Here is a 22,341-nt window from a genome sequence, read left to right on the forward strand (position 1 = left end):
GGTTATCTGGGCGGTCGCGCCGGTCAGGCCCGCACGACCTGCCCGGTTTCCAGATCGATAATGGTGGAGGGGCGGGCCCTGGGGTCACAGTCACCGGTGACGATGAAATCCAGCTCCGCCCCCATTACCCGAGCCACCTGAAAACGATTGCGGGCAGGGGGCTGACCAGCGCGATTGGCGCTGGTGGAGATGATCGGCGTGCCCACGGCCCGGGCCAGGGCCCGCACCAGCGGGTGCGGACTGACCCGAACCGCCACCTTGGCGTGTTCGCCGCGAACCCACTCTGGAACCGCCGGGGTGGCCGGCAGCAAGTACGTCACCGGTGCCGGCCAGATAGACGCCAGTTGCTCGCGCTGGACTCCACTCAGGGCGACCAGCCCGTCGAGCTGGGACAGGTCCGCGGCCACCATAATCAATCCTTTACGCCAGGGGCGGGATTTGATCGCCAGCAGTTTGTTCACCGCCTCACGATTGAACGGGTCGCAACCGAGGCCGTATACGGTTTCCGTGGGGTAAGCGATTACGCCGCCCGCGTGAATGATGCGGGCCGCCGTGTCCAAGTGCAGATTCATTTAAAAAGCGCGTCAGGACGAATGGGGAGAGCCTCTCCGGTCGGCTCGTAGGATACCCGTTGTGGCGGCCATCCCGCCAGCACCGGACGGATTGCTGCCCGACAGCCTTGGCGGGTCAGCCCGGCGGACGGCTCACATAGCCGCCACCGACCCGTTCGATGTGCCCCTCCCGCTCCAGTTCCAGCAACGCCGCGGTCAGCTCCGGCGGCGCCAGACCGGAGCGCTCACACAGCTGGTCAAGGCTGTTCACACCGCCGATGAAATACCGCAGCAACGGCGGCGTCGGCTTGCTCAATGACGGACTGTGCGCCACGGTGCGATGAAAGTCCTCGAACGTCGCCAGCACATCGTCGGTACATTCCAGCCAGTTGGCCCCTTCGCGCAGCAGTTTATGGCAGCCCTTGCTAAGCGGGTTATGAATGGATCCAGGGATGGCGAACACTTCCCGCCCCTGCTCGGCGGCACAGCGGGCGGTGATCAGAGAACCACTGCGCAGCGCCGCTTCCACCACCACGACCCCCAGACTCAGGCCGCTGATGAGCCGGTTGCGTTGCGGGAAAGAACGCCGGGACGGCGGGCGCCCCGGGGCGAATTCACTGACCAGGGCTCCGCCGGCGGCGATGATCTCCCCGGCCAGCCGGCGATGGCGTGGTGGATAGAGCTTGCCGGGACCATGCCCCAGCACCGCCAGGGTGATCCCGGGGGCGGCAAGGGCGCCACGGTGGGCGGCGCCGTCCACCCCCAGGGCCAGCCCGCTGGTGACGGCGAATCCCGCCGCGGCCAGGCAACGGCTGAAACGATAGGCGTTGGCCTCCCCTTCGGCGGACGCGCCACGGGCCCCGACCATGGCGATTTGAGGCCGCGCCAGCGCGGACACCTCGCCCAGTACCGCCAGCACCCCCGGCGCGTCCGGCAGATCCGCCAGCAGCGGCGGATAATCCTCGTCCCCCAGGGCCAGCCAGCGCCAGCCCTGAGCGGCCAGCGGTCGCCACTGCGGCTCGAGGGATTCCGGGGCCGTCAGCCAGCGCCGGCGTTCGCTCGGATTCGGCAGGCGCCCGGGCAGGGCCTCGGCATAGCGGGTCAGCGGGGTTTCGTCGATGGGCCGGCGGCGCAGGGCCTCGCCGAGCTGCATGGAAGCGGGATCGAACGCCTTGGCCAACGCCAGGCGCGCAAGCTGGTCTCGCATAAAAACGCACCTCCCTGTGCGCGTTATGGACTCTGTAAATCGGCCTGAGGCCGCGGCTAGTAACTGCCTTCCGGGCTTTCCACCACGTCGTTCATGTAAACCGGGCGCTGGGATTCCATGATCAGCCCATAGCTGACTTTCTCGAACACCCGGAACAGCACCAGGGAACCGGCCCGGGTACGGGGCAGACGCACCATCTCATCCTGCTGCCGGTCCCGAACCTGCTCGCCCTGCTGGAAGATATCCAGCACGTGGCCTTCCTCCATGCCTTCCCGGGCGCCGCGGTTGATCACTACCACGTCATTGCGGGCGACGCTGCTGATCCGGTCGAAGAAGCGGATGATACGGCCCTCCACTTTTTCCTCCGGCGCGTGTGGATACAGCAAAGCGCGCACGCGCTGATCCGGTTGCGGGAACAGCCGATCATCCACCCGCAGGTCCTCGGAAGAGCGCAACACCCGCATGGTGGCCATGTCTTCCTCGATACGCGCCACCGAGGCCAAACCGACCTGACGGGCCTCGTAGCCCAGCACCTCATCGGTGACCGGGTCCACGTATTCTTCCCCCACTCGATACAGCCCATAGCGCTGCTCGGCGTTTTCCCAACGCTGCTCCGGGTCACGGGCGTGGACGGTATCGCCACCGCCGAAGATGACACGGCGGTCCTGCCCACCGAGAATATAGGGCGCGGCGCTGATATCCGCGCGCTCCAGTACCAGGGCCTGCTTGAGATAGCTTTGGATGGCGTTCATCGGAATCGCCGGGATGGCGTCCTCGCGGCTCATTTCCCGTATCCTGGGTGACAGCTTCACGGTGCCGTCGGGCAACTGGCTTTGCTCACCGCTGGCGCGATCCAGCTCCAGCCGTGGTTCACCATCCACCCAGGACAGGCGAATGGCGTCACCGGGAAAAATCAGGTGCGGGTTCTTGATGGCGGGATTAACGTGCCAGATCTCGGGCCATTGCCAGGGATGTTCCAGGAAACGCCCGCTGATGTCCCAGAGAGTATCGTCTTTCTTGACGTAGTAGACGTCCGGGTGATTATCGCGCAGGGTTACGGCGGAAACGCCGGCGGCCACCACCAGCATCGCGCACGCCGCCGCCAGGCGCCGGAGCGTTTTGATCATCAGTGGTTTCCTTTTATGATTATGAGCACCCACGTTGTGGATGCATCCCCCAAATCGGCGTGAGCCGATTCTCGATACTAGCAACGTGATCATAGAGTTAGCAACCAAATCTAAAGTAGTCTGGCAACAGCAGACTAGCCGGGACCCCAAATGGCCAAACTGGAAATACTTGAATTCCCCGACCCCCGACTCCGCACCGTAGCAAAACCGGTGGAGCAGGTGGATGACGCGCTTCGCAAACTGATCGACGATATGATCGAAACCATGTACGAGGCATCCGGCATCGGTCTGGCGGCGACCCAGGTGAACGTGCATCAGCGTTTGCTGGTGATCGACATCTCCGAGGAACGGGATCAGCCGCTGGTGTTCATCAATCCGGAGATCACCCCGCTCACCGGGGATCTCGCTCCCTATGAGGAGGGCTGCCTGTCGGTGCCGGGCTTCTACGAACAGGTGGAGCGGCCGGCGCGGGTGATGATCAAGGCCCTGGACCGGGACGGCAATCCGTTTGAGATGGAGGCCGACGGCCTGCTCGCCACCTGCATCCAGCACGAGATTGATCATCTGGATGGCAAGCTGTTCGTGGATTACGTATCGCGGCTCAAACGCGACCGTATCAAGAAGAAACTGCAGAAAATTCACCGCCAGCAAGCCTGAGCACCGGTTTAAGAGCCTGTTCAAGGTTTCCACCCCCGGACGCACGAGCAGGCTCTGACACTCATTTCCCCAGGGCGGCGGCGCTGCCCTGCTTCCTGGAGACGGATCACCATCGTGGCCCATTCCGAACAATCTTCCCGATTACGGCTGGCCTTCGCCGGCACGCCGGACTTCGCCGCGAGCTGCCTGCAAGCGCTGCTGGAAAGCTCTCATGACGTTGTCGCCGTGCTGACCCAGCCGGACCGTGGCGCCGGGCGCGGCAAGAAGGTCAAGCCCGGGCCGGTCAAAGCGCTGGCGGAGAGCGCCGGCATCCCGGTTCTGCAACCCGCCACTCTTAAGGACGAAGCGATCCAGAACCGGCTTCGCGATCTCGAACTGGACGCGCTGATCGTGGTCGCCTACGGCCTGATCATCCCCCAGGCGGTGCTGGATATCCCCCGGCTGGCCTGCGTCAACGTGCACGCTTCGCTGCTGCCGCGCTGGCGTGGCGCGGCGCCGATCCAGCGCGCCATCATGGCCGGTGACCGGCAAAGCGGTACCACCATCATGCGCATGGACGCCGGCCTTGATACCGGCCCCATGCTGCTCGCCGAAGCGCTGGACATCGGCGAGCGTGAAACCGGTGGAGAACTGCACGACCGGCTGGCCGGGCAAGGCGCGCGCCTGCTGGTCACGGTGCTGGAGGATCTGCCCGGCCATTTACAGCGGGCACAGCCACAGCCGGACGATGGCGTCACCTACGCCCACAAGCTGAGCAAGGAAGAAGCCCGCCTGGACTTCCGCCTGCCGGCCCGGGCCCTGAGCTGCCGCATCCGCGCGTTCAATCCCTGGCCGGTGTGCTGGTTTGATCTGGATGGCAAGGCCGTGCGGGTATGGGAAGCGCGGGAGTGCGACGCCGACACCACCCTGCTGGAGCCGGGCGACATCGTCACCGCCGACGCCGACGGCGTAGTGGTGGCCTGCGGCGACATCGCATTGCGGTTGCAGCGTATCCAGTTGCCAGGCAAGAAGCCGATGAGCGTGGCCGAGGTACTGCGCGGCCACCCGGATCTGTTCGCGCGGGGCGGTCATCTTGGCTGAGGCCACCCCCAACCCCCGTCTGGTGGCGGTACGCGCCCTCAATCGTGTGCTGCCCGGCAGTGGCGATGGCGCCAGTCTGCGCGAAGTGCTGCGCGCCCAGGCCCTGGACGGCGCCGCCGGCGGCCTGATGCGCGACCTCTGCTTTGGTGTCTGCCGCTACCTGCGCCCGCTCAATCACTGGCTCAATCAACAACTGAGCAAGCCGCTCAAACCCAGTGCCCAACCGGTGCGTCTGGCGCTCCTGTGCGGCCTTTACGAACTGTGGTTCAGCGACCGCGCCGATCATGCGGTGGTCAATGCCTATCCGGACTTATGCCGCAAATTGAAAGCGGGCTGGGCCAGCGGCCTGGCCAACGCGGTGTTGCGCAAGGCCAGCCGTATTGACGCCGCCACCGCCTTCGCCGACTACCCCGACGCGGTGCGCTGGTCGCTGCCGGACTGGCTCTGGCAACAGTGGCAAAGCGACTGGCCGGATCAGGCCGCCGCCATGGCCGAGGCCAGTCTGACGCCGCCACCGCTGACCTTGCGGGTGAATCAGCGACACCACCACCGCGACCATTGGCTGACACAATTCGGCGACGAAGCCCGCGCCGGCGCCCTCTCTCCCTGGGCGCTGTATCTGTCGCCGCCCCGCCCGGTCACCGCCCTGCCCGGTTTCGCCGAGGGCGAACTGACGGTGCAGGATGAAGCGGCACAACTGCCGGTGACCCTGATGGCGGTACCGGACGGCGCCCGCATACTCGACGCCTGCGCCGCGCCCGGCGGCAAGACCGGGCAGTTGGCCGAAGCCTTTCCCGGCGCGCGGCTGGTGGCTCTGGACGTTTCCGAGCCGCGCCTGCGTCAGGTCCGTGAGGCGCTCAAGCGTCTCGGCGCCGAGGCCACCGTGCTCCGGGGTGACGCCGCCGAACCGCAAAGCTGGTGGGACGGTGAGCCGTTTGACACCATTCTGCTGGACGCCCCCTGCTCGGCTACCGGCATCCTGCGCCGTCAACCGGATGTGAAATGGCACCGCCGCCGCCAGGACCTGCCGGCACTGGTGGATTTACAAGCGCGCATGCTGGATGCACTATGGCCGCTTCTGCGCCCCGGGGGTACGCTGGTGTACGCCACCTGCTCGGTGCTGCGCGCCGAAAACGATCAGCAAATCAGTGCGTTCCTCGAGCGCACCGAAGACGCCACCGAGGACACGCCGGGCATTGGCGATCCGTCACCGGCGTCGCGGGGCTGGCAATTGCTGCCGCGGGATCAGGGGCCGGACGGTTTTTATCTGGCCCGCCTGCGCAAAACCATGGGGTGATCGGACCGCGATCATGAAGATCATTATTCTGGGTGCCGGCCAGGTGGGCGGCACGTTGGCGGAGAACCTCGCCGGCGAACGCAACGATATCATCGTCATTGATACCGACGGCGAGCGCCTGCGGGAACTGGGGGACCGCCTCGACATCGGCACGGTGCAGGGCATGGGCTGCTACCCCAGCGTGCTCAAGGACGCCGGCGCCGAGGACGCCGACATGCTGATCGCGGTGACCAACTCCGACGAGGTCAACATGGTCGCCTGCCAGGTGGCGTACAGCCTGTTCCGCACCCCCACCAAGATCGCCCGTATCCGCACCGCCCATTACACCAGCCGCGCCGACAAGCTGTTTAACGAAAGCGCCATTCCCATCGACGTGATCATCAGCCCCGAGCAGGTGGTCACCGACTATATCAAGCGTCTGATCGAACATCCCGGTGCTCTGCAAGTGGTGAATTTCGCCGGCGGCCGGGTGCAACTGGTGGCGGTGCGCGCCTATTACGGCGGCCCACTGGTGGGTAACGAGCTGCGTGAACTGCGCAAGCACATGCCCAATGTGGATACCCGGGTGGCGGCGATTTTCCGCCGCAACCGGCCCATCATTCCGGAAGGCAACACGGTCATCGAGGCGGACGACGAAGTGTTCTTCATCGCCGCCAAGAACGACATCCGCGCGGTAATGAGCGAGCTGCGCCGGCTGGAGCACAACTACAAGCGCGTGCTCATCGCCGGCGGCGGCAATATCGGCTATCGCCTGGCGAAAAGCATCCAGCACCGCTACAACGTCAAAGTCATCGAGCGCTCCCCGCAACGGGCCGACTGGCTCGGCGAAAAACTGGAGCACACCGTGGTGCTGCAGGGCCTCTCCACCGATCGCGACGAATTGCTCAAGGCCAACATCGAGAACACCGATGTGTTCTGCGCTCTGACCAACGACGACGAGGCCAACATCATGGCCTCGCTGCTGGCCAAACGCCTGGGCGCGCGCAAGGTGATGACGCTGATCGCCAACCCCGCCTACGTGGACCTGGTACAGGGTCATGACATCGACATCGCCATCTCACCGCAGCAATCCACCATCGGCAGCCTGCTCACCCATGTACGCCGTGGTGACGTGGTCAACGTCTATTCGCTGCGCCGCGGCGCCGCCGAGGCCATCGAGGCGATTGCTCACGGTGACGCCAAATCCTCCAAGGTGGTGGGTCGCGCCATCGAGGACATCGACTTGCCGGAAGGCACCACCATCGGCGCCGTGGTACGCGGTGAACGGGTGCTGATCGCCCATGATGACGTGGTGATCGAACCGAACGATCACGTGATCCTGTTCCTGATCGACCGGCGCCGCATCCGCGATGTGGAGAAGCTGTTCCAGGTCGGGTTCACGTTCTTCTGATGAAGGCCGTTGCGTTGATGATGACGGAGAGAGCAAAACACAGGGCAGCGGGCGCCCCCTCTTTCATTGACGAGGGGGCGCCATGCATTTCGCGCTGATCTCCAAAGTGCTCGGCCTGCTGTTGGTGGTGTTCAGTTTCACCATGATGCCACCGGTGGCGGTGTCCTACTTCTATCAGGACGGCAGCGAAGGGCCGTTCCTGGCCTCCTTCGTGATCTCGTTGCTGCTCGGCCTGGTGCTGTGGCTGCCGTTCTTCCGTCATCGCGCCGAACTGCAGACCCGTGACGGCTTCCTGGTGGTGACGCTGTTCTGGTCGGTACTGGGCGTGATTGGCGGCCTGCCGTTTTTGATTTCCGCCGACACTCCGGTGGGTTTCACCGACGCGGTGTTTGAATCCGTGTCCGGCCTGACCACCACCGGCGCCTCGGTGCTTTCCGGTCTGGATACGTTGCCAAAATCGATTCTCTATTACCGCCAGCAACTGCAGTGGTTTGGCGGCATGGGCGTTATCGTGCTGGCGGTGGCGATCCTGCCCATGTTGGGCATCGGGGGCATGCAGCTGTACAAAGCGGAGATTCCGGGGCCGATGAAGGACGCCAAGCTGACCCCGCGCATCGCCGAAACCGCCAAGGCGCTGTGGTACCTGTACCTGTTCATTACCGTGGCATGCGCTTCGGCCTACTGGCTCGCCGGTATGACCCTGTTCGACGCCATCACCCACAGCTTCAGCACCGTGGCCACCGGCGGTTTCTCCACCCATGATCAGTCCATGGCCTATTGGGATAGTGCCGCCATCGACTGGATCACCACCGTCTTCATTATCATCGGCGGAACCAACTTCGCCCTCCATTTCGCCGCCATTCGCGGCCTCTCGCCACTGACTTTCGTGCGTGATCCAGAGTTCCGGTTCTACATCGGCATGGTGTTCCTCTACATTTTGCTGGTGACCCTGGGTCTGCTGGCCTTCAACGTGTTCCAGAGCGCCGATGAAACCCTGCGTCACGCCGCTTTCCAGGTAGCCTCGTTCAGCACCGGTACCGGCTACACCAGCACCAACGCCGCCGCCTGGCCGGGTTTCGTGCCCTTTTTGCTGGTGTTCACCAGTTTCCTCGGCGCCAGCGCCGGTTCCACCGGTGGCGGCATGAAGAGCGTGCGCGGGGCTCTGGTGTTCCACCACAGTATTCGCGAACTGCGGCGGCTGATTTACCCCAATGGCGCCTTTGCCCTGCGCTTCGGCCGCCATACGGTAAATGATCGGGTGCTGCAGGCGGTGTGGGGCTTTGTCGGTGTTTACATCACCATCGCGGTGGTCTTCACCCTGCTGTTCACCGTCACCGGCCTGGACCTGACCACAGCGGTCAGTTGTGTTGCCGCCAGTCTGAACAACCTGGGTGTGGGCATTGGCGGCGTGGCCAGCGGCTTCGCCGATATTTCCCCCGCCGCCAAGTGGATGATGACGCTGCTGATGCTGCTCGGCCGTCTGGAGATCTTTACCTTGCTGGTGCTGTTCACGCCGCTGTTCTGGAAGCAGTGATCGTGATTGGAACCACAGCGGCTTCGTAGCCCGGTTTGTGGAAAGGCGTGGCGCCAACCGCGAATCATTGGCCCTGCGGAATCTCCAACCGGTACGTTTCAATGGCATTTTCCCGGAACAATGCCGCTTTCTCCGCCTCGGAAAAACCGGCGGCGTACCGTTTGAAGGCGTTCCACAACACCGCGTAGGAACAGGACACCTGGTCCACCGGGAAGTTACTTTCGAACATCGCCCTTTCCACACCGAAGGCGGACAGGCAGACATCCAGATAAGGGCGCCAGAGCTCCACCAGAGCCTCCGAGGAGGGCGGTAACGGCTGACCATCCAGGCCGAAACCGCAGCTGTGCATGCCCAGACCACCCAGTTTGATCCGTACATTGGCGCAGCGCGCCAGCGATTCGATCGCCATGCGCCATTCCGGGAACAGCGCGTCACGACGCCCGGCGTAAGGCCCGACACCGAGCACGCCGCCGACGTGATCCAGCACGATGACCGTGTCGGGGAACGCCCGCGCCAGATTCTCCAGTTCCGGCAACTGGTGGAAGTAGGTCCAGCAATCGAAGCTCAGTCCCAGCGGCGCCAGACAGGCGAACCCTTCGCGGAAATTCGGATCCAGCAGCAGCTTCTCCGGTGGAATCCGGGTGGTGGTGCGTACCGTCGGGTCTGGATCCCAGACGCTGGACTGGCGAATGCCGCGGAAACGGCCGCCGCCTTCCTTCAGGTGACCTTCCAGCACCCGATTCACCGAAGTGCCCAGGCGCAAATCGGCGTGACCGACGATGCCAGTGCAGACGCGGCCGCCGGTGGCCTCCGCCACACTCCGGGCAAAACGGGTCTCGCCCAGCGGCCGCATCGGCTCCGGACCGGTGTCACGGTACTGTTCCAGGCATTCCACGAAGACAGTGCCAATGATGCGGTGGCCGGCGTTCAAATCAGTTTCGATATCCGCTTGCAGATAGGTGGCGCGCGGCGGCCCCCACAGATGATGATGCGGGTCGACGATGGCCAGATCCGGCTCCAGCACCGGCTCCTGATGTCGTGCCAGCCAGTCCCGATCCGGACCGGGTAGCACCGGTTTTTGTGACGTTGTTGTTGTCATCAAGGCTCCTGATTGTCCCGGCCTGTTGTTTTCATTTCCGGGTTTCCGATCCCGGACGGGCCGGAATCAGCCCGATACTTTTCCACTTTTCGTGACGACAATCAAAGCTGATTTTTTATAATCGCCCTTCCTGGCCACTTGCCACGGACCGAGCTACCAAGCCGTTGTAGGAGCTTGCCTTGCAAGCGAATCGGGCTGCCGGCCCCCCAGAAAAACGCTTGCAGGGCAAGCTCCTACAGAGGGATGGCGGCCCGGGATTATTCAGCCAGCAGCCCCACCAGGCTGGTCTTGAGCAACGCCAGCGCCGGCCGCACCCGCTCCTCCGGCCCCATCTCGATGCGCCTGAGAGCAATGCCGCGCAGAGCGTCCATCATGTAAGTGCGCACACCGACCAGAGTGTCGGTGTCCAGTGACACGTCGGCGAACAGACGCACCCATTCCCGGTGGCGCGTTTCCGCCAGCTCCCGCATTTCCTGGCACAGCTGGGCATGGAGCGCGCCGTTGAAACGCTCATACAGGCGGATCTCCATGGCCGCCACATAATCATCGCTGCCCAGCACCGACCAGTAATGGTCCACCACCCAGGCCACCCGCTCAGCCAGAGGCCGGGCCGCCAGCTCCGCCACCGGAAACCCCCAGTCCAGGCGCAATGCCAGACGGCTGCGAACCGCCACGAACAGATCGTCACGGGAGGCGAAATGGTATTGCAGCGCACCACGGGAGACGCCCGCGCGGCGTGCCACCAGCGGGGTGCTCAGGGCGGCATAACCTTCCGTGCGGATCAACTCCAGGGCAGCGGTCACCAGCTTCTCCCGGGTATCCAGACTGCGCGCCTGCCGGGGGGCGCGCCGGGCACCGGGGACTTCCGCGTCCGTCGCCGGAGAGTTCTCTACGTCTTCGGTCATGGTTCTTGTCCATTGCGTTCGCCGGATGCCAGCCATCTTGACCGGCAAAAAAAATCATGGTTGATTGTTTATCCCGTTTTGTCGAGCCCCGAGCGCCCTTTTCGCGCCAGGGTCCCGGACCCGACGGGCGATGCCCCCCGGATATTCCCGGATGACGGCCGTAATAAGGAGTACAAATGAATTCCCCCCTGCCGCCGGGCAATCCCCGGCATGGAGCCCGTCATGACTGAAGCCGCCGTTATCGTCGACGCCCTGCGTACGCCCATGGGCCGTGGCAAGCCCGATGGCGGGCTGGCCGGCCTGCACCCGGTGGACCTGCTCGCCGCCTTGTTGAAAGAGACCGTCCAGCGCCACGATATCGACCCTGGCCTGGTGGACGACGTCATGATCGGTTGCGTCAGCCAGTCCGGCGAACAGTCCGCCACCCCCGGGCGCATGGCCTTACTCGCCGCTGGCTTTCCCGAACATGTTCCCAGCACCACCATCGACCGCAAATGCGGCTCCAGCCAGCAGGCGGTGCATTTCGCCGCCCAGTCGATCATGGCCGGCGCCAATCAGCTGGTGATCGCAGGCGGCGTGGAGTCCATGAGCCGGGTCCCCATGGGCAGCGCGCGCATGGGCCAGGACCCGTTCGGACAGGGCGTTCAGCAACGCTATGCTCCGGGGCTGGTGTCCCAGGGAGTGGCCGCCGAACTGGTGACCAGCCGCTATCAACTGGATCGCGAGACGCTGGATCAATACGCCGCCCAATCCCATCAGCGGGCAGCCGCTCATCGGGAAGCCGGCGCGTTCCGCGACGAAATCGTGCCGGTGACCCTGCCGGACGGCCGTGTCCTGTCCGAGGACGAAACCATCCGCCCCGCCACCACCGCGGAACGGCTGAGTGAATTACGTCCGTCATTCCAGGACGACGCCCTGAAACAGCGGTTCCCGGAAATCAACTGGAGCATCACCGCCGGCAACGCTTCCCAGATCACCGACGGCGCCTCCGCTCTGCTGATCATGAGCGAGAGTCTGGCCAACAAGCTGGGGCTCAAGCCGCTGGCCCGTTTCGTCAGCTTTGACGTCTGCGGCGACAGCCCGCTGACCATGCTGACGGCGCCCATTCCGTCCAGCAAACGGGCGCTGCAAAAAGCCGGCATGAACGTGGATCAGATCGATCACTTCGAAGTGAACGAAGCATTTGCGCCAGTGCCGCTGGCCTGGCGGAAAGAGCTGGGCGCGGACCCACAGCGCCTGAACCCGCGCGGCGGCGCCATCGCGCTTGGCCATCCGCTCGGTGCTTCCGGAGCCCGGCTGATGACCACTCTGGTGCACGCCCTGGGTCAGAACGGCCAGCGTTACGGCTTGCAGACCATGTGCGAGGCCGGCGGCATGGCCAACACCACCATCATCGAGCGCCTGTGAGGTTCCATGGACGATAGTCGCAGCCTGCTGCTCGATACCGCCGGGCGGCTCTTCGCCGAACTGCGGGAAACGCCGGACGACGCTGACGCGGCCTGGCAACGGGTGGCCGAACTCGGCCTGCCACTGGCGCTGGTGGATGAGGCCCATGGCGGCTTCGACCTGCCGGTGGCGGACGCACTGGCGGTGGTTCGCCTGGCCGGTCAGTACGCGCTGGCGGCACCGCTAGGCGAAGCTCTGCTGGCCAACCGGTTGCTTGCCGAAGCCGGCGCCGACATCGCCGAAGGGCGGCCCACCCTGGCCGTGGCGGACCCGCATAGCCCATTGACACTGAACCGGGAAGGGGACCGCTGGCGGGTCCACGGCCGGCTGCCGGCCGCGCCCTGGGTGGAACACGCCGAGGTAGTCGTAACGATCGCCCGGCACGACCGGCAAAACCGGCTGCTGCTGCTCGACCCCGACAGTCTGGCGGCAACGCCTGGAACCAATCTGGCCGATCAGCCGCGCACCGATCTGACACTGGACCTTGATCTGGACAACCACCGGGTGCGCGAGCTGCCCGAGACGCTTGGCGCGGAATGGCTGTTCGAAAGCGGCGCGCTGTTGCGCTGCCAGGAAATCGCCGGAGCCCTCGCCACGGTGCTCGATATGACCGTTCAATACGCCAGCGGGCGAGTGCAATTCGGCAAGCCCATCGCCCGGCAACAGGCGATCCAGCAGCAACTGGCGGTACTGGCCACCCAGGCCGCGATAGCCGCCGGGGCCGCCGACATGGCGGTGGACGCGTTCCATGATCCGCGCCGCCACGCTCTGATTGCCGCCGCCAAGGCCCGTTGCGGCGAAGCCGCCGGCCAGGCGCTGGCCATCGCCCACCAGGTCCATGGCGCCATCGGCATAACCCGCGAATACCGGCTCAACCTGTACAGCCGGCGGCTGTGGAGCTGGCGCGATGAATTCGGCAGCGAGCGCTACTGGCAGGCCCGGTTGGGCGAGCAGGTGCTGGCGCGCGGCGCCGATGGTCTTTGGCCCTTCATCACCGAACTGGGCGGCAGCACCGAAGGAGCGCGCCAATGATCGATTTGTCCTTCCCGACGCCTCCGGAATCGCAGCAGGCGGAGAGCTTTCGCGAACAGGTACGCGACTTCCTCGCCACCGAGCTGGCCGGCCGCACGCCACTTCAACGGGTCGAATCCTGGATGGGCTTCGACGCCGGCTTCAGCCGCCGGCTAGGAGAACAAGGCTGGATCGGCCTGACCTGGCCGAAGCAGTACGGCGGCAGTGAACGCAGCGCTCTGGAACGCTACGTGCTGCTGGAGGAACTATTAGCCGCCGGCGCGCCAGTGGCGGCGCATTGGATCGCGGACCGGCAAAGCGGCCCGCTGCTGTTGCGCTATGGCACTGAAGCCCAGAAGCAGGCGATCCTGCCACGCATCACCCGCGGTGAATGCTTTTTCTGTATCGGCATGAGCGAGCCGGATTCCGGTTCCGACCTGGCCGCCGCCCGCACCTACGCCGAGCCGGTGGACGACGGCTTCATCGTCAACGGTACCAAGCTGTGGACCACCTACGGCCACAAGGCCCATTACATGGTGCTGTTCTGCCGCACCAGCCGTGACCATGAGGACCGCCATGGCGGCACCAGCCAGTTGCTGATCGATCTGACTCTGCCGGGGATCACCATCCGGCCGATCCACGATCTGTCCGGCGCCCATCATTTCAATGAGGTGGTGTTCGAAAACGTCCAGGTTCCCCGCGACGCCCTGATCGGCGAGATGGGCGACGGCTGGAACCAGGTGCTCAGCGAGCTGGCGTTCGAGCGCAGCGGTCCGGACCGGTTTCTCTCCACTCTGTGGGTGCTGATCGAGTTGATCCGCGCCCTGGAAGGCCGCGATGACGATCAGTCCCGCATCGCCGTTGGCCGCCTCGCCGCCCATTTGATGAGCCTGCGCCGACTGTCACGCAGTGTGGCCGGCATGTTGCAACGGGGCGAGAATCCGACTTTGCAGGCGGCCATCGTCAAGGATCTGGGGGCCCTGCTGGAACAGGAAATTCCGGACATTGCCCGGCAACTGGTGGACACCGGCCGCGCCGACGCCGCTCACCGGGACTTTTTCCAAGTGCTCCACTACGCTGTGCAACAAGTACCCGCATTTTCATTACGAGGCGGCACCCGGGAAATTCTGCGCGGCATCATCGCGCGTGGCCTGGGTTTGCGTTAATAACAAGGAATCTTCATGAGCGAACTGGTTACCTATCAAATCGACGACGGCATCGTCACCCTGACCCTGAACAGCCCGGAAAACCGCAACCCGATTTCCGACGCCGACATGATCGAAGCGCTGCTGGATGCCCTGGACCGCCTGGAGGCGGACCCGCAAGCCCGGGTGGCGATTCTCACCGGCGCCGGCAGCGCCTTCTCCAGCGGCGGCAACGTGAAAAAGATGGGCGCCGCCGGCGGTCTCAACGACGCCACCGCCCCGGTGAAAACCCGGCGCAACTACAAAACCGGCATTCAGCGCATTCCGCTGGCGTTCGAAAAACTGGAAGTCCCGGTAATCGCCGCCGTCAACGGCCCGGCGGTGGGCGCCGGCTGCGATCTCGCCTGCATGTGCGACATCCGCATCGCCGGCGAGCGTGCCTGGTTCGCCGAGAGTTTCGTCAAGTTGGGCATCATTCCCGGAGACGGCGGCGCCTGGTTGCTGCAGCGCGTGGTCGGATTCTCCAAAGCGGCGGAAATGGCACTCACTGGTGACCGCGTCGGCGCCGAGGAGGCGCTCGCCTGTGGTCTGGTATCCCGGGTGGTACCCGACGACAAGTTGCTGGACGAAGCCCGCGCCCTGGCCGCGCGTATCGCCGCCAACCCGCCACAGGCGGTGCGCATGACCAAACGCCTGCTGTGGACCGCGCGCTCCTCGCGTCTGGATACCGTACTGGAAATGTCCGCCGCCATGCAGGCGCTGGCGCACACCACCGACGACCACGACGAGGCCGTGGCTGCCTTCATCGAAAAACGGGACCCGAGATTCAGCGGCCAGTAACCCCTGACCAGGGCGCCCACGCGCCCTTTTCGTTTCCTGTCCGGCACGGTCCGCGTGCCGGTCACTGGACGGACTCCGATGCCCCTTCCCACTGTCGACGCCGGGCCCCGCGTCTATCAACACCCGGGCTTCGCGCCTTTCGTTCTCGCCCGCCTGGGCGCGGCGTTGGCCATGCAAGTGCAGGCCATCATCGTCGCCTGGCAGGTTTACGCACTGACCCGGGATCCGCTCAGCCTCGGTTATGTGGGCCTGGCCCAGTTTCTGCCAATGGTGGTGTTGCTGCTGCCCGCCGGCGATCTGGTGGACCGCTTTGACCGGCGTCTGATCCTGCACGCCAGTTGGGCGGCGCAAGCCGTATGCAGCGCGCTGTTCATCATGCTTTCCCTGAACCCGCCGGATCATGCCGGTCCGTTCTATGCGGTGTTGGTGCTGTTTGGCGCCGCCCGCGCCTTCACCGGCCCGACCCTGCAAAGCCTGCTACCGCAAATCGTGCCGCAAGCCTTACTTGGCAAAGCCATCGCGCTCAATTCCTCGATCATGAAGATCGCGGTCATTGGCGGGCCGATGCTGGGAGGATTGCTTTATCCGCTCGGTGCCACCACCGCTTACAGTGTGGTCCTGGGCTGCTTCCTGTTCGCCCTGGCCATGCTTTTTCTGGTGCCGGTCCGCTACCGACAGCGCCCTCTGCATTCCGGCGACACCACCTCCTGGCAACGCTTTACCGCCGGTATTCTTTATATCCGCCATAAACCGGTCATTCTCGGCATTATCTCCCTGGACCTGTTCGCCGTCTTGTTCGGTGGCGTGGTGGCGCTGCTGCCAATCTACGCCGACGAAATCCTGCACGTGGGTTCGGAGGGACTTGGCGCCCTGCGCAGCGCCATTGCCCTCGGTGCTTTCGTCATGGGTTTGTATCTGGGCGTGCGCGCCATTCGCCGGCATACCGGCCTGGTGATGTTCGCGGCGGTGGCGATTTTCGGCGTCGCCAATCTGGTGTTTGCCCTGTCCACCTCATTCTGGCTGTCGCTGGCCGCCCTGTTCATTGCCGGCGCCGCCGACATGATCAGTGTCTATGTGCGGCTGACGTTGCTGCAACTGGCCACGCCGGACGAAATGCGGGGACGCGTCAACGCCGTGAATATGCTGTTCATCGGGGCATCCAATGAGTTGGGAGAATTCGAGTCCGGCATTACCGCGTCCTGGTTCGGCACCGTGCCGGCGGCGGTGATTGGCGGTGTCGGCACACTGGCGGTGGTCGGCCTGTGGATGTGGGGCTTTCCGGTTTTACGCCGGGTGGATCGACTTGAAGACGTTGCGGTGGAGGAAGATCAGAGCAACGCCTTACGTAAATAAATGCGGCGATAAACCCCCTGCTCCAGGCGCCGCTCGCATTCTTCGTAGCCATGATCCAGGTAAAACACCAGGTTTTCGACCATGGCTTCGCTGATGTAGATATAGAGCATGTCGTGACCGGCATCACGAGCCAGCTGTTCGGCCTGCTTCAACAGCCTGCGGCCCAACCCTTGTTTCTGAAAATCAGGATCCACCGCCATATTCTTGGTGAGCAATCCGAAGTCGGTTTCTTCCAGCTCCACCACTCCTTGAATGCCGAGGCCGTCGTCCGCCACCCACACGGTGTTCCGCAGCACGACTTGATTGTAGTCATCGGTCATCGGCGCCGGGGGGCGCCCCATGCGCGGAACGAAATGCTGATAAGCTCGCAGCACGCAACGGGAAATAGCCGCCGCGTCCTGCCGACGGGCCGGACGTAGAACGACGGGACGGTGCCTATCCATGACGACCATGACGTATGAAACGCTTTCCTCGTGACGGCGCCCGGGCCCAAGGCCCCAGGCAATGGAAGTTGCACTGTAAGAAGAATCCCGCCCAATGAGAAGGGGCTGTTCCATAATACGAGAAAGCCGACCCGGACAATGTCGTAATTTGCGTATACCTGGTGATTCACGACAGCCCTTCGGGTACCTGGTGCCGCGCCTCAATTCGCGTGATGATAATTGACAACGCCTTGACGCGATCAGGTGGAAGATGCACGAAAGAAAACAGGAGTGACATCGTGAAGAATCTGTCTGTTCTGCTGGTGGAGGACCATCGCCAACTGGCCCAAACCGTGGTCGAGTATCTGGAACAGGAGGGCGCGATAGTGGACTACGCCGGCGACACTGATCTGGCTCGCTCGCTGGTCAAGGAACACCACTACGATATTCTGATACTCGATGTGATGTTGCCCGGCGAGGACGGTTACAGCTTCTGCCAGTATCTGCGCCGTGATCTGGCTCTGGATACGCCGGTGATCTTCCTCACCGCACGGGACCACCTCGATGACAAGCTGGAAGGATTCGAGCGCGGTGGCGACGATTACATCGTCAAACCTTTCGCGCTCCCGGAACTGGTGGCACGTGTTCGCGTTTTGGTGCGCCGGGAGCGCCGCGAGGTCACCCCCAACGTGATTACCATCGCTGATCTCCAACTGGACCCCGCCCGACAGGAAGTCCGCCGTGGAGGACAAATTCTGAAGCTCTCTCCCACTGCATTCCGAATCTTGCGCATTCTGATGCGCGAATCGCCCAAAGTGGTTAGCCGCGAACAACTCGAACAGGAACTCTGGGGCGACCTGGTACCCGATTCCGACGCGTTACGCAGCCATCTGTATAATCTGCGCAAGGCGGTGGACAAGCCGTTTGATCATAGCCTGATGGAGACTCTGCCCGGCGTCGGCTTCAGCATCCGGGCTCCGCGGAGCGAGAGTGCCTGAGCCCGGGGCCCTAACGAAACCTTACGCGAACGTCCGTGCCCTTTCCTGGCTGGCTGGCCACGTCCAAATGCCATTCAAATCGCTCACAGAGGCGCTGCACGATAGCCAGCCCCAATCCATAGCCACCCTCACTGCTGGAACCTCGCTCGAACGGCTTCAAAAGCCGAGCCAGTTCCTTGCGATCCATTCCGGTTCCGGTATCCACCACGTGCACCGCATCCGCGACCACGACCAGAGTGATACGGCCCGAACCGCTGTAATTGATGGCGTTACGAATCAGGTTGGTGAAGACGATGTTCAGTACCGTTTCCGACGCTTCCAGTGATAACAAGGCCTTCTGCTTCACCCGGAGATGAATCTGTTTACGCTCCGCCAACGGCTGCAGCCGTTCTATCAGATTCGCCACGACGTCGTTCACCACCAGCGACTCCGATGCCGCCGGTCGTTGCTCCGTGCGCGCCAGCAGCAATAACGTCTCCACCAGCGCTTCCATATCGTCGACGGTATCCGACATCCTGTCGATCAACGGACGATCCCCGACTTGGCGCTCCAACAGTTCCAGATTGGCACGAAACACCGCCAGTGGCGTACGCAGTTCATGGCTGGCATCCCGAGTAAACTGCCGCTCCCGCTCAACAAAACGCAAAAGGCGGTCGGCATACGCATCCAGCGCGGCGATCAGTACCGATGCTTCACTGCCCGGCTCGGCCTCGACCTGAGTAAAATCCGGTCGTGCCTGCCGCGGATCAAGCACATTGGCATAGCGCAATGTTTCCGACAGCCGAACCAACGGCGACACCAGTTCCCGGGACTTTCTCCAACCAAGAAAGGAGGTCAGGTAAATCACCAGCAACACGCCGGTCAGAGGCAAAATACCGAACATGAATGCCAGAACGGATACTCTCTGCTCGTCGAAGATCAGATAAAGCCTGGCCTCGCCTTTATGTTCTATGTATACCAACGGCTGCTCGCCATCCAGCGTTACCCTCTGATAACCGTCGGGCAATGACAGCAGGATCCCGGGCACCGGATCCTGGGTTCTCCCATCCACCAGCAGTCCGAGCAAGTGGCGGGTGTTGGGGCGGGGAAAATCCGGGTCGCGCTGATAGAGTTGCCAGTAGTGCTCAGCCTCTTTCATCAAGGCTTCCTTAACCAGCACATTCTCAATGATTTTCGCCGTGGCCCAGACGCCAAGCACCGTCGCCAGGCTGATAAACAGAATCTGTATCAGAAAAACCCGGGTGAGCCGGTGCTGGACCCCTTTACGTGTCATCTTGATCCCGACTGAACAAATAATGGCCAACGAACCATTCCTTGCCTTCACCATAGTTGAACAGTTCGGCGCAGGCCATGAAAAACATCCGCCAACGCTGTAGCCAGATCACCCCTTCATTGCCGCCGTATAATTCATCCAGTAGTGGAATCAACTCTTCCCGCTGGCGATCCGTTGCTTCCAACCAGGCCTCAAGGGTACGACCATAGTGGCGGCCATTTATGGCCCAGGACTGCTCCAGGTTGAGCCGATCGGCACAACGGGGCAGCCAATCGAAGGACGGCATGACCCCGCCGGTAAAGAAGTAACGCCCCATCCAATTGGCATCACCTTCCGTTTCGAAAAGATATGTCAGCTGCCGATGGCAGAATATGTGCACGAACAGCTTGCCACCGGGCTTCAACCAATGGTGAATACGGCGGGTCAGCTCACGATGATTACGCATGTGTTCAAACATCTCCACCGAGACCACACGATCAAAGTTCCGATCCGGTTGGAACACGGCCACATCAGCAGTGATGACACGAAGATTATCCAGTCCCCGCGCCTTGGCCCGGGCCAGAATCCATTGCCGTTGCGAGTTTGAATTGCTGACCGCGGTAATACGGCTGTGCGGGTAGCGGTCGGCCATCCACAGGGAAAGCGATCCCCAGCCGCAACCCAACTCAAGCACCTCCTGACCATCACTGAGCTTCGCCCTTTCGCAGGAGAGTGACAGCATTGCTTCCTCCGCCGCGGTCAGATCATCCACGCCATCCGGCCAGTATCCGCTGGAGTATTTAAGATGCCGTCCAAGAATCCGCGAATAGAAGCGAGCATCCACCTCGTAGTGCTGTTCATTGGCTTCTCCTTGTGCCACCGCCACCGGGCCGCCGGAGAGTGTGTCGAGCAGTTGACTCTGTTCGGATCGGCGGGGCTGTTCCCGCCGCAGACGTTTGCCAAGCAAGTAACGAATACCTTGGCGGACCAGCCTGTCGGGCAACAAGCCGGATTCAGCCAGACGAATCATCATGAGGCGGGTCTCCAGGGGATAAACGGACTGGTGGTACGTTGGTAATCACGATAATCCGCGCCACGGGATTTCAGCGCCTGCTTCTCGGTATAGGGAATGCCAGTGACGAACCAGAGAAACAGCAGCATCATTACCGGCAGGCCCCACAGCCAGACTCCACCTGTCGCACCAACGGCGATCAGTGGGTAGCTGAACCAATGCAACCACTCAAAAAAATAGTTGGGGTGCCGTGAGTATCGCCACAGGCCGTCACGGCAGGTTCGCCCGTGACTGTCGTCTCGCGCCTTGAACCGTGCCAATTGATGATCCGCCAGGGCTTCTCCCCATATCGCCACCAAGCCGATGACGACGCCCGCGGCCATCGCCCACGGGGAGAACCACGGCTGGCCGGCGATGACGTGGAATGGCAGCGCGAAGAGCCAGGCCAATCCCGCCTGTGCCCAGAACACCAAGAGGAATGCAGGCTGCGCACCACGCCCCAGGCGTTCACGCATCGCCCGGTAGCGGCCATCTTCTTGTTCCTCGTTAACCACCCGTTTAAGAATGTGGCCACCAAGGCGCATCGCCCAGACCAGCAACAAGACACCCGCCGCCAGTCTCGGCAGCAACTCACCTTCTCCAACAACAAGGTACGACAACCCGGTCACACCGATACCCACACTCCAGGCCACATCCACATAACCCGCGTTCCCCGCCAGCCGCTGAATCCACCATGCCACGGTAAAAGCCAGCAGCAGCATAACCAGGCTGAATGTCAAAATACTGGAGATCATGGCGCTTTCTCCCATTCACGTCGCGACATGGCCGCCAACAACGGCACCACCGCCGCCCAGAGCAGCGCATAACATAATGCCAACGGTAGCCAGCCCAGCGGCGCGCTCGCTGCCCCAAGCCGGATCCCCATGCTCACCGAGACCACACCTCCCACCGCCCCCAGCATGGCGGCCCAACGCGGTCGTTGGTGCAACCAGGCCAGTGAATAGTTAAAGCTTACCGCGAAGCCCAGCCATAAACTCCATATCCATGACGGCGGCCACCACGCGCCACCGCCTGTCGCGTAGCGCAATAATCCGGTGAGCATCAACAGCGGCTCCACCAAAACGCAGCCCAGGGCACCGGCCAACAACAGTCTTGAATCCGACCGCCAATTCCTCTCCAGCGCCCAGAGCAGCACCAGCATCACCATCACGACGCTCCAAGCCGGAACCGCCCATTGACGCACGGCCCCGATCACCGCCACCGGCCATAACGCCTGCAACCCAATAAAGTTAACCGCTGTCGCGGCAAACGCGCGATTCATGTGTGGCAGCATCACCCACTCTTCGTCAACGGCTCGTGAACCGGCCTCACAGCGGATTCACAACCACCATGAAAGAGTGGCGACCATGTACCGAGGAGATCCCCATGACGCGCTTCCTGTGGCCCATCGCCGCTATAACGTTTCTGTCCGTCACCGGCTGTTTCCACACCCCCGAATCTCCGGGTTATTCTCATCTCTACGAGCAGGCTCTGGCGCAAAAGCGTGGTGTGGCGTCCCCGCCACCGGCGGCACTGGAGCGTTTTATAGCACTCTACTCCCCGATCAACGCCGACTATATCCGGGAACATCTGGATGAGGTCTATGCGGAGCAGATTTATTTCAACGATACTCTCGCCACTTTCTATCGACGTGATGAACTCAAGAAACATATGCTGAAAACCGCCGGCCGGCTTGATGAGATGAAACTCTATGTTCGCAAGATCTGGCGGGATGAGGATGATGTTTTTCTGCAATGGATCATGGAAACCCATTTCAAGATTCTTGGTCGAAATCGCAGCTCACGTACTATTGGCATCTCTCAGCTTCGCTTCAATCGGCAGGGCCAGGTCATTTTCCATCAGGATTTTTGGGACAGCAGCCAGGGGCTCGACCAGCATCTACCGATTATTGGCACACTGACGCGGACATTACGGGAGCACCCCTGATGTGGCGACGCTTCCGGAAGTCCACTGTC

Annotated in this window: 22 protein-coding genes; 12 read left to right on the plus strand and 10 right to left on the minus strand. The window is 62.9% G+C overall.

Going from position 1 to position 22,341, the window contains the following annotated elements; genetic code table 11:
- Positions 1-23: 23 nt before the first annotated feature.
- From tsaC to CRO06_RS09305, 3 genes are all read right to left on the minus strand, one after another.
- On the minus strand, positions 24-572 hold the full coding sequence (gene tsaC, locus CRO06_RS09295; RefSeq protein WP_022996626.1) for an L-threonylcarbamoyladenylate synthase type 1 TsaC: 549 nt from the start codon (positions 570-572) through the stop codon (positions 24-26).
- Positions 573-687: 115 nt separating this feature from the next.
- Positions 688-1,758 carry a DNA-processing protein DprA gene (gene dprA / locus CRO06_RS09300; protein WP_097058312.1) on the minus strand — a complete coding sequence of 357 codons (1,071 nt, stop codon included), beginning with the start codon at positions 1,756-1,758 and terminating at the stop codon, positions 688-690.
- A 56-nt stretch (positions 1,759-1,814) separates the two neighbouring features.
- Entirely contained in the window at positions 1,815-2,885 is a 1,071-nt protein-coding gene (locus tag CRO06_RS09305) for a LysM peptidoglycan-binding domain-containing protein (protein WP_179746549.1), read from the minus strand.
- Positions 2,886-3,035: 150 nt separating this feature from the next.
- Here CRO06_RS09305 and def point away from each other — a divergent pair, with 150 nt between their 5' ends.
- The 5 genes from def (at position 3,036) to CRO06_RS09330 (ending at position 8,843) form a co-directional block, all read left to right on the plus strand.
- Positions 3,036-3,542 (plus strand): peptide deformylase, encoded by a 507-nt coding sequence (def, locus tag CRO06_RS09310; RefSeq protein ID WP_097058313.1) that lies wholly within the window; start codon positions 3,036-3,038, stop codon positions 3,540-3,542.
- A gap of 114 nt (positions 3,543-3,656) precedes the next feature.
- The gene (gene fmt, locus CRO06_RS09315; protein WP_022996630.1) at positions 3,657-4,622 is read left to right on the plus strand and encodes a methionyl-tRNA formyltransferase; all 966 of its coding nucleotides are present in this window, start codon (positions 3,657-3,659) and stop codon (positions 4,620-4,622) included.
- On the plus strand, positions 4,615-5,919 hold the full coding sequence (gene rsmB / locus CRO06_RS09320; RefSeq protein ID WP_097058314.1) for a 16S rRNA (cytosine(967)-C(5))-methyltransferase RsmB: 1,305 nt from the start codon (positions 4,615-4,617) through the stop codon (positions 5,917-5,919). The genes fmt and rsmB overlap by 8 nt, the downstream gene beginning before the upstream one ends.
- Before the next feature lie 13 nt (positions 5,920-5,932).
- Positions 5,933-7,309 carry a Trk system potassium transporter TrkA gene (gene trkA / locus CRO06_RS09325; protein WP_014992484.1) on the plus strand — a complete coding sequence of 459 codons (1,377 nt, stop codon included), beginning with the start codon at positions 5,933-5,935 and terminating at the stop codon, positions 7,307-7,309.
- 82 nt (positions 7,310-7,391) lie between these two features.
- Positions 7,392-8,843, plus strand: coding sequence for a TrkH family potassium uptake protein (locus tag CRO06_RS09330; protein WP_022996632.1), 1,452 nt, complete (start codon positions 7,392-7,394; stop codon positions 8,841-8,843).
- Positions 8,844-8,907: 64 nt separating this feature from the next.
- On the opposite strand, the gene CRO06_RS09335 is transcribed toward CRO06_RS09330, so the two are convergent.
- The gene (locus tag CRO06_RS09335) at positions 8,908-9,942 is read right to left on the minus strand and encodes an amidohydrolase family protein (protein ID WP_026948854.1); all 1,035 of its coding nucleotides are present in this window, start codon (positions 9,940-9,942) and stop codon (positions 8,908-8,910) included.
- Positions 9,943-10,199: 257 nt separating this feature from the next.
- Positions 10,200-10,847, minus strand: coding sequence for a TetR/AcrR family transcriptional regulator (locus tag CRO06_RS09340; protein WP_022996634.1), 648 nt, complete (start codon positions 10,845-10,847; stop codon positions 10,200-10,202).
- A 222-nt stretch (positions 10,848-11,069) separates the two neighbouring features.
- On the opposite strand from CRO06_RS09340, the gene CRO06_RS09345 reads away from it, so the two are divergent.
- The 5 genes from CRO06_RS09345 to CRO06_RS09365 all read left to right on the plus strand — a co-directional run bounded on the left by CRO06_RS09345 (position 11,070) and on the right by CRO06_RS09365 (position 16,642).
- The gene (locus CRO06_RS09345) at positions 11,070-12,254 is read left to right on the plus strand and encodes a thiolase family protein (RefSeq protein ID WP_097058315.1); all 1,185 of its coding nucleotides are present in this window, start codon (positions 11,070-11,072) and stop codon (positions 12,252-12,254) included.
- Positions 12,255-12,260: 6 nt separating this feature from the next.
- On the plus strand, positions 12,261-13,325 hold the full coding sequence (locus tag CRO06_RS09350; RefSeq protein WP_097058316.1) for an acyl-CoA dehydrogenase family protein: 1,065 nt from the start codon (positions 12,261-12,263) through the stop codon (positions 13,323-13,325).
- Complete coding sequence (locus CRO06_RS09355) at positions 13,322-14,470, plus strand: acyl-CoA dehydrogenase family protein (RefSeq protein WP_022996637.1); 1,149 nt, start codon at positions 13,322-13,324, stop codon at positions 14,468-14,470. The genes CRO06_RS09350 and CRO06_RS09355 overlap by 4 nt, the downstream gene beginning before the upstream one ends.
- Before the next feature lie 15 nt (positions 14,471-14,485).
- On the plus strand, positions 14,486-15,289 hold the full coding sequence (locus CRO06_RS09360) for a crotonase/enoyl-CoA hydratase family protein (RefSeq protein WP_022996638.1): 804 nt from the start codon (positions 14,486-14,488) through the stop codon (positions 15,287-15,289).
- 78 nt (positions 15,290-15,367) lie between these two features.
- Positions 15,368-16,642: an MFS transporter gene (locus tag CRO06_RS09365; RefSeq protein WP_097058317.1), complete on the plus strand. Its 1,275-nt coding sequence runs from the start codon at positions 15,368-15,370 to the stop codon at positions 16,640-16,642.
- Here CRO06_RS09365 and CRO06_RS09370 read toward each other — a convergent pair.
- Positions 16,618-17,085 (minus strand): GNAT family N-acetyltransferase, encoded by a 468-nt coding sequence (locus CRO06_RS09370; RefSeq protein ID WP_179746551.1) that lies wholly within the window; start codon positions 17,083-17,085, stop codon positions 16,618-16,620. The genes CRO06_RS09365 and CRO06_RS09370 overlap by 25 nt on opposite strands.
- A gap of 278 nt (positions 17,086-17,363) precedes the next feature.
- Here CRO06_RS09370 and CRO06_RS09375 point away from each other — a divergent pair, with 278 nt between their 5' ends.
- Positions 17,364-18,062: a response regulator transcription factor gene (locus CRO06_RS09375; protein WP_022996641.1), complete on the plus strand. Its 699-nt coding sequence runs from the start codon at positions 17,364-17,366 to the stop codon at positions 18,060-18,062.
- A 10-nt stretch (positions 18,063-18,072) separates the two neighbouring features.
- Here CRO06_RS09375 and CRO06_RS09380 read toward each other — a convergent pair whose 3' ends face one another.
- Genes CRO06_RS09380 through CRO06_RS09395 form a run of 4 tightly spaced genes read right to left on the minus strand, consistent with a single transcriptional unit; the run spans position 18,073 to position 21,647 of the window.
- Positions 18,073-19,335, minus strand: a complete 1,263-nt coding sequence (locus tag CRO06_RS09380) for a sensor histidine kinase (RefSeq protein ID WP_097058319.1) — start codon at positions 19,333-19,335, stop codon at positions 18,073-18,075.
- On the minus strand, positions 19,325-20,347 hold the full coding sequence (locus tag CRO06_RS09385) for an SAM-dependent methyltransferase (protein ID WP_179746553.1): 1,023 nt from the start codon (positions 20,345-20,347) through the stop codon (positions 19,325-19,327). Before CRO06_RS09385 ends, CRO06_RS09380 begins: the two co-directional genes overlap by 11 nt.
- The gene (locus CRO06_RS09390; RefSeq protein WP_055100232.1) at positions 20,344-21,120 is read right to left on the minus strand and encodes a DUF1295 domain-containing protein; all 777 of its coding nucleotides are present in this window, start codon (positions 21,118-21,120) and stop codon (positions 20,344-20,346) included. Before CRO06_RS09390 ends, CRO06_RS09385 begins: the two co-directional genes overlap by 4 nt.
- A complete protein-coding gene (locus CRO06_RS09395; RefSeq protein WP_026948850.1) occupies positions 21,117-21,647 on the minus strand; it encodes a DUF2878 domain-containing protein in 531 nt (176 codons plus the stop codon). The genes CRO06_RS09390 and CRO06_RS09395 overlap by 4 nt, the downstream gene beginning before the upstream one ends.
- Positions 21,648-21,751: 104 nt before the next feature.
- On the opposite strand from CRO06_RS09395, the gene CRO06_RS09400 reads away from it, so the two are divergent.
- Complete coding sequence (locus tag CRO06_RS09400) at positions 21,752-22,312, plus strand: DUF2358 domain-containing protein (protein WP_022997240.1); 561 nt, start codon at positions 21,752-21,754, stop codon at positions 22,310-22,312.
- Positions 22,313-22,341 lie beyond the last annotated feature (29 nt).

This window comes from Alloalcanivorax xenomutans (assembly GCF_900217905.1).
GTDB classification, from domain to species: domain Bacteria; phylum Pseudomonadota; class Gammaproteobacteria; order Pseudomonadales; family Alcanivoracaceae; genus Alloalcanivorax; species Alloalcanivorax xenomutans.

Coding starts and splice junctions, on each gene's coding strand:
- tsaC (WP_022996626.1), bottom strand. CDS start 572: ATGAATCTGCACTTGGACACGGCGGCCCGCATCATTCACGCGGGCGGC.
- dprA (WP_097058312.1), bottom strand. CDS start 1,758: ATGCGAGACCAGCTTGCGCGCCTGGCGTTGGCCAAGGCGTTCGATCCC.
- CRO06_RS09305 (WP_179746549.1), bottom strand. CDS start 2,885: ATGATCAAAACGCTCCGGCGCCTGGCGGCGGCGTGCGCGATGCTGGTG.
- def (WP_097058313.1), top strand. CDS start 3,036: ATGGCCAAACTGGAAATACTTGAATTCCCCGACCCCCGACTCCGCACC.
- trkA (WP_014992484.1), top strand. CDS start 5,933: ATGAAGATCATTATTCTGGGTGCCGGCCAGGTGGGCGGCACGTTGGCG.
- CRO06_RS09330 (WP_022996632.1), top strand. CDS start 7,392: ATGCATTTCGCGCTGATCTCCAAAGTGCTCGGCCTGCTGTTGGTGGTG.
- CRO06_RS09335 (WP_026948854.1), bottom strand. CDS start 9,942: ATGACAACAACAACGTCACAAAAACCGGTGCTACCCGGTCCGGATCGG.
- CRO06_RS09340 (WP_022996634.1), bottom strand. CDS start 10,847: ATGACCGAAGACGTAGAGAACTCTCCGGCGACGGACGCGGAAGTCCCC.
- CRO06_RS09345 (WP_097058315.1), top strand. CDS start 11,070: ATGACTGAAGCCGCCGTTATCGTCGACGCCCTGCGTACGCCCATGGGC.
- CRO06_RS09350 (WP_097058316.1), top strand. CDS start 12,261: ATGGACGATAGTCGCAGCCTGCTGCTCGATACCGCCGGGCGGCTCTTC.
- CRO06_RS09355 (WP_022996637.1), top strand. CDS start 13,322: ATGATCGATTTGTCCTTCCCGACGCCTCCGGAATCGCAGCAGGCGGAG.
- CRO06_RS09360 (WP_022996638.1), top strand. CDS start 14,486: ATGAGCGAACTGGTTACCTATCAAATCGACGACGGCATCGTCACCCTG.
- CRO06_RS09365 (WP_097058317.1), top strand. CDS start 15,368: ATGCCCCTTCCCACTGTCGACGCCGGGCCCCGCGTCTATCAACACCCG.
- CRO06_RS09370 (WP_179746551.1), bottom strand. CDS start 17,085: ATGGATAGGCACCGTCCCGTCGTTCTACGTCCGGCCCGTCGGCAGGAC.
- CRO06_RS09380 (WP_097058319.1), bottom strand. CDS start 19,335: ATGACACGTAAAGGGGTCCAGCACCGGCTCACCCGGGTTTTTCTGATA.
- CRO06_RS09385 (WP_179746553.1), bottom strand. CDS start 20,347: ATGATGATTCGTCTGGCTGAATCCGGCTTGTTGCCCGACAGGCTGGTC.
- CRO06_RS09390 (WP_055100232.1), bottom strand. CDS start 21,120: ATGATCTCCAGTATTTTGACATTCAGCCTGGTTATGCTGCTGCTGGCT.
- CRO06_RS09395 (WP_026948850.1), bottom strand. CDS start 21,647: ATGAATCGCGCGTTTGCCGCGACAGCGGTTAACTTTATTGGGTTGCAG.
- CRO06_RS09400 (WP_022997240.1), top strand. CDS start 21,752: ATGACGCGCTTCCTGTGGCCCATCGCCGCTATAACGTTTCTGTCCGTC.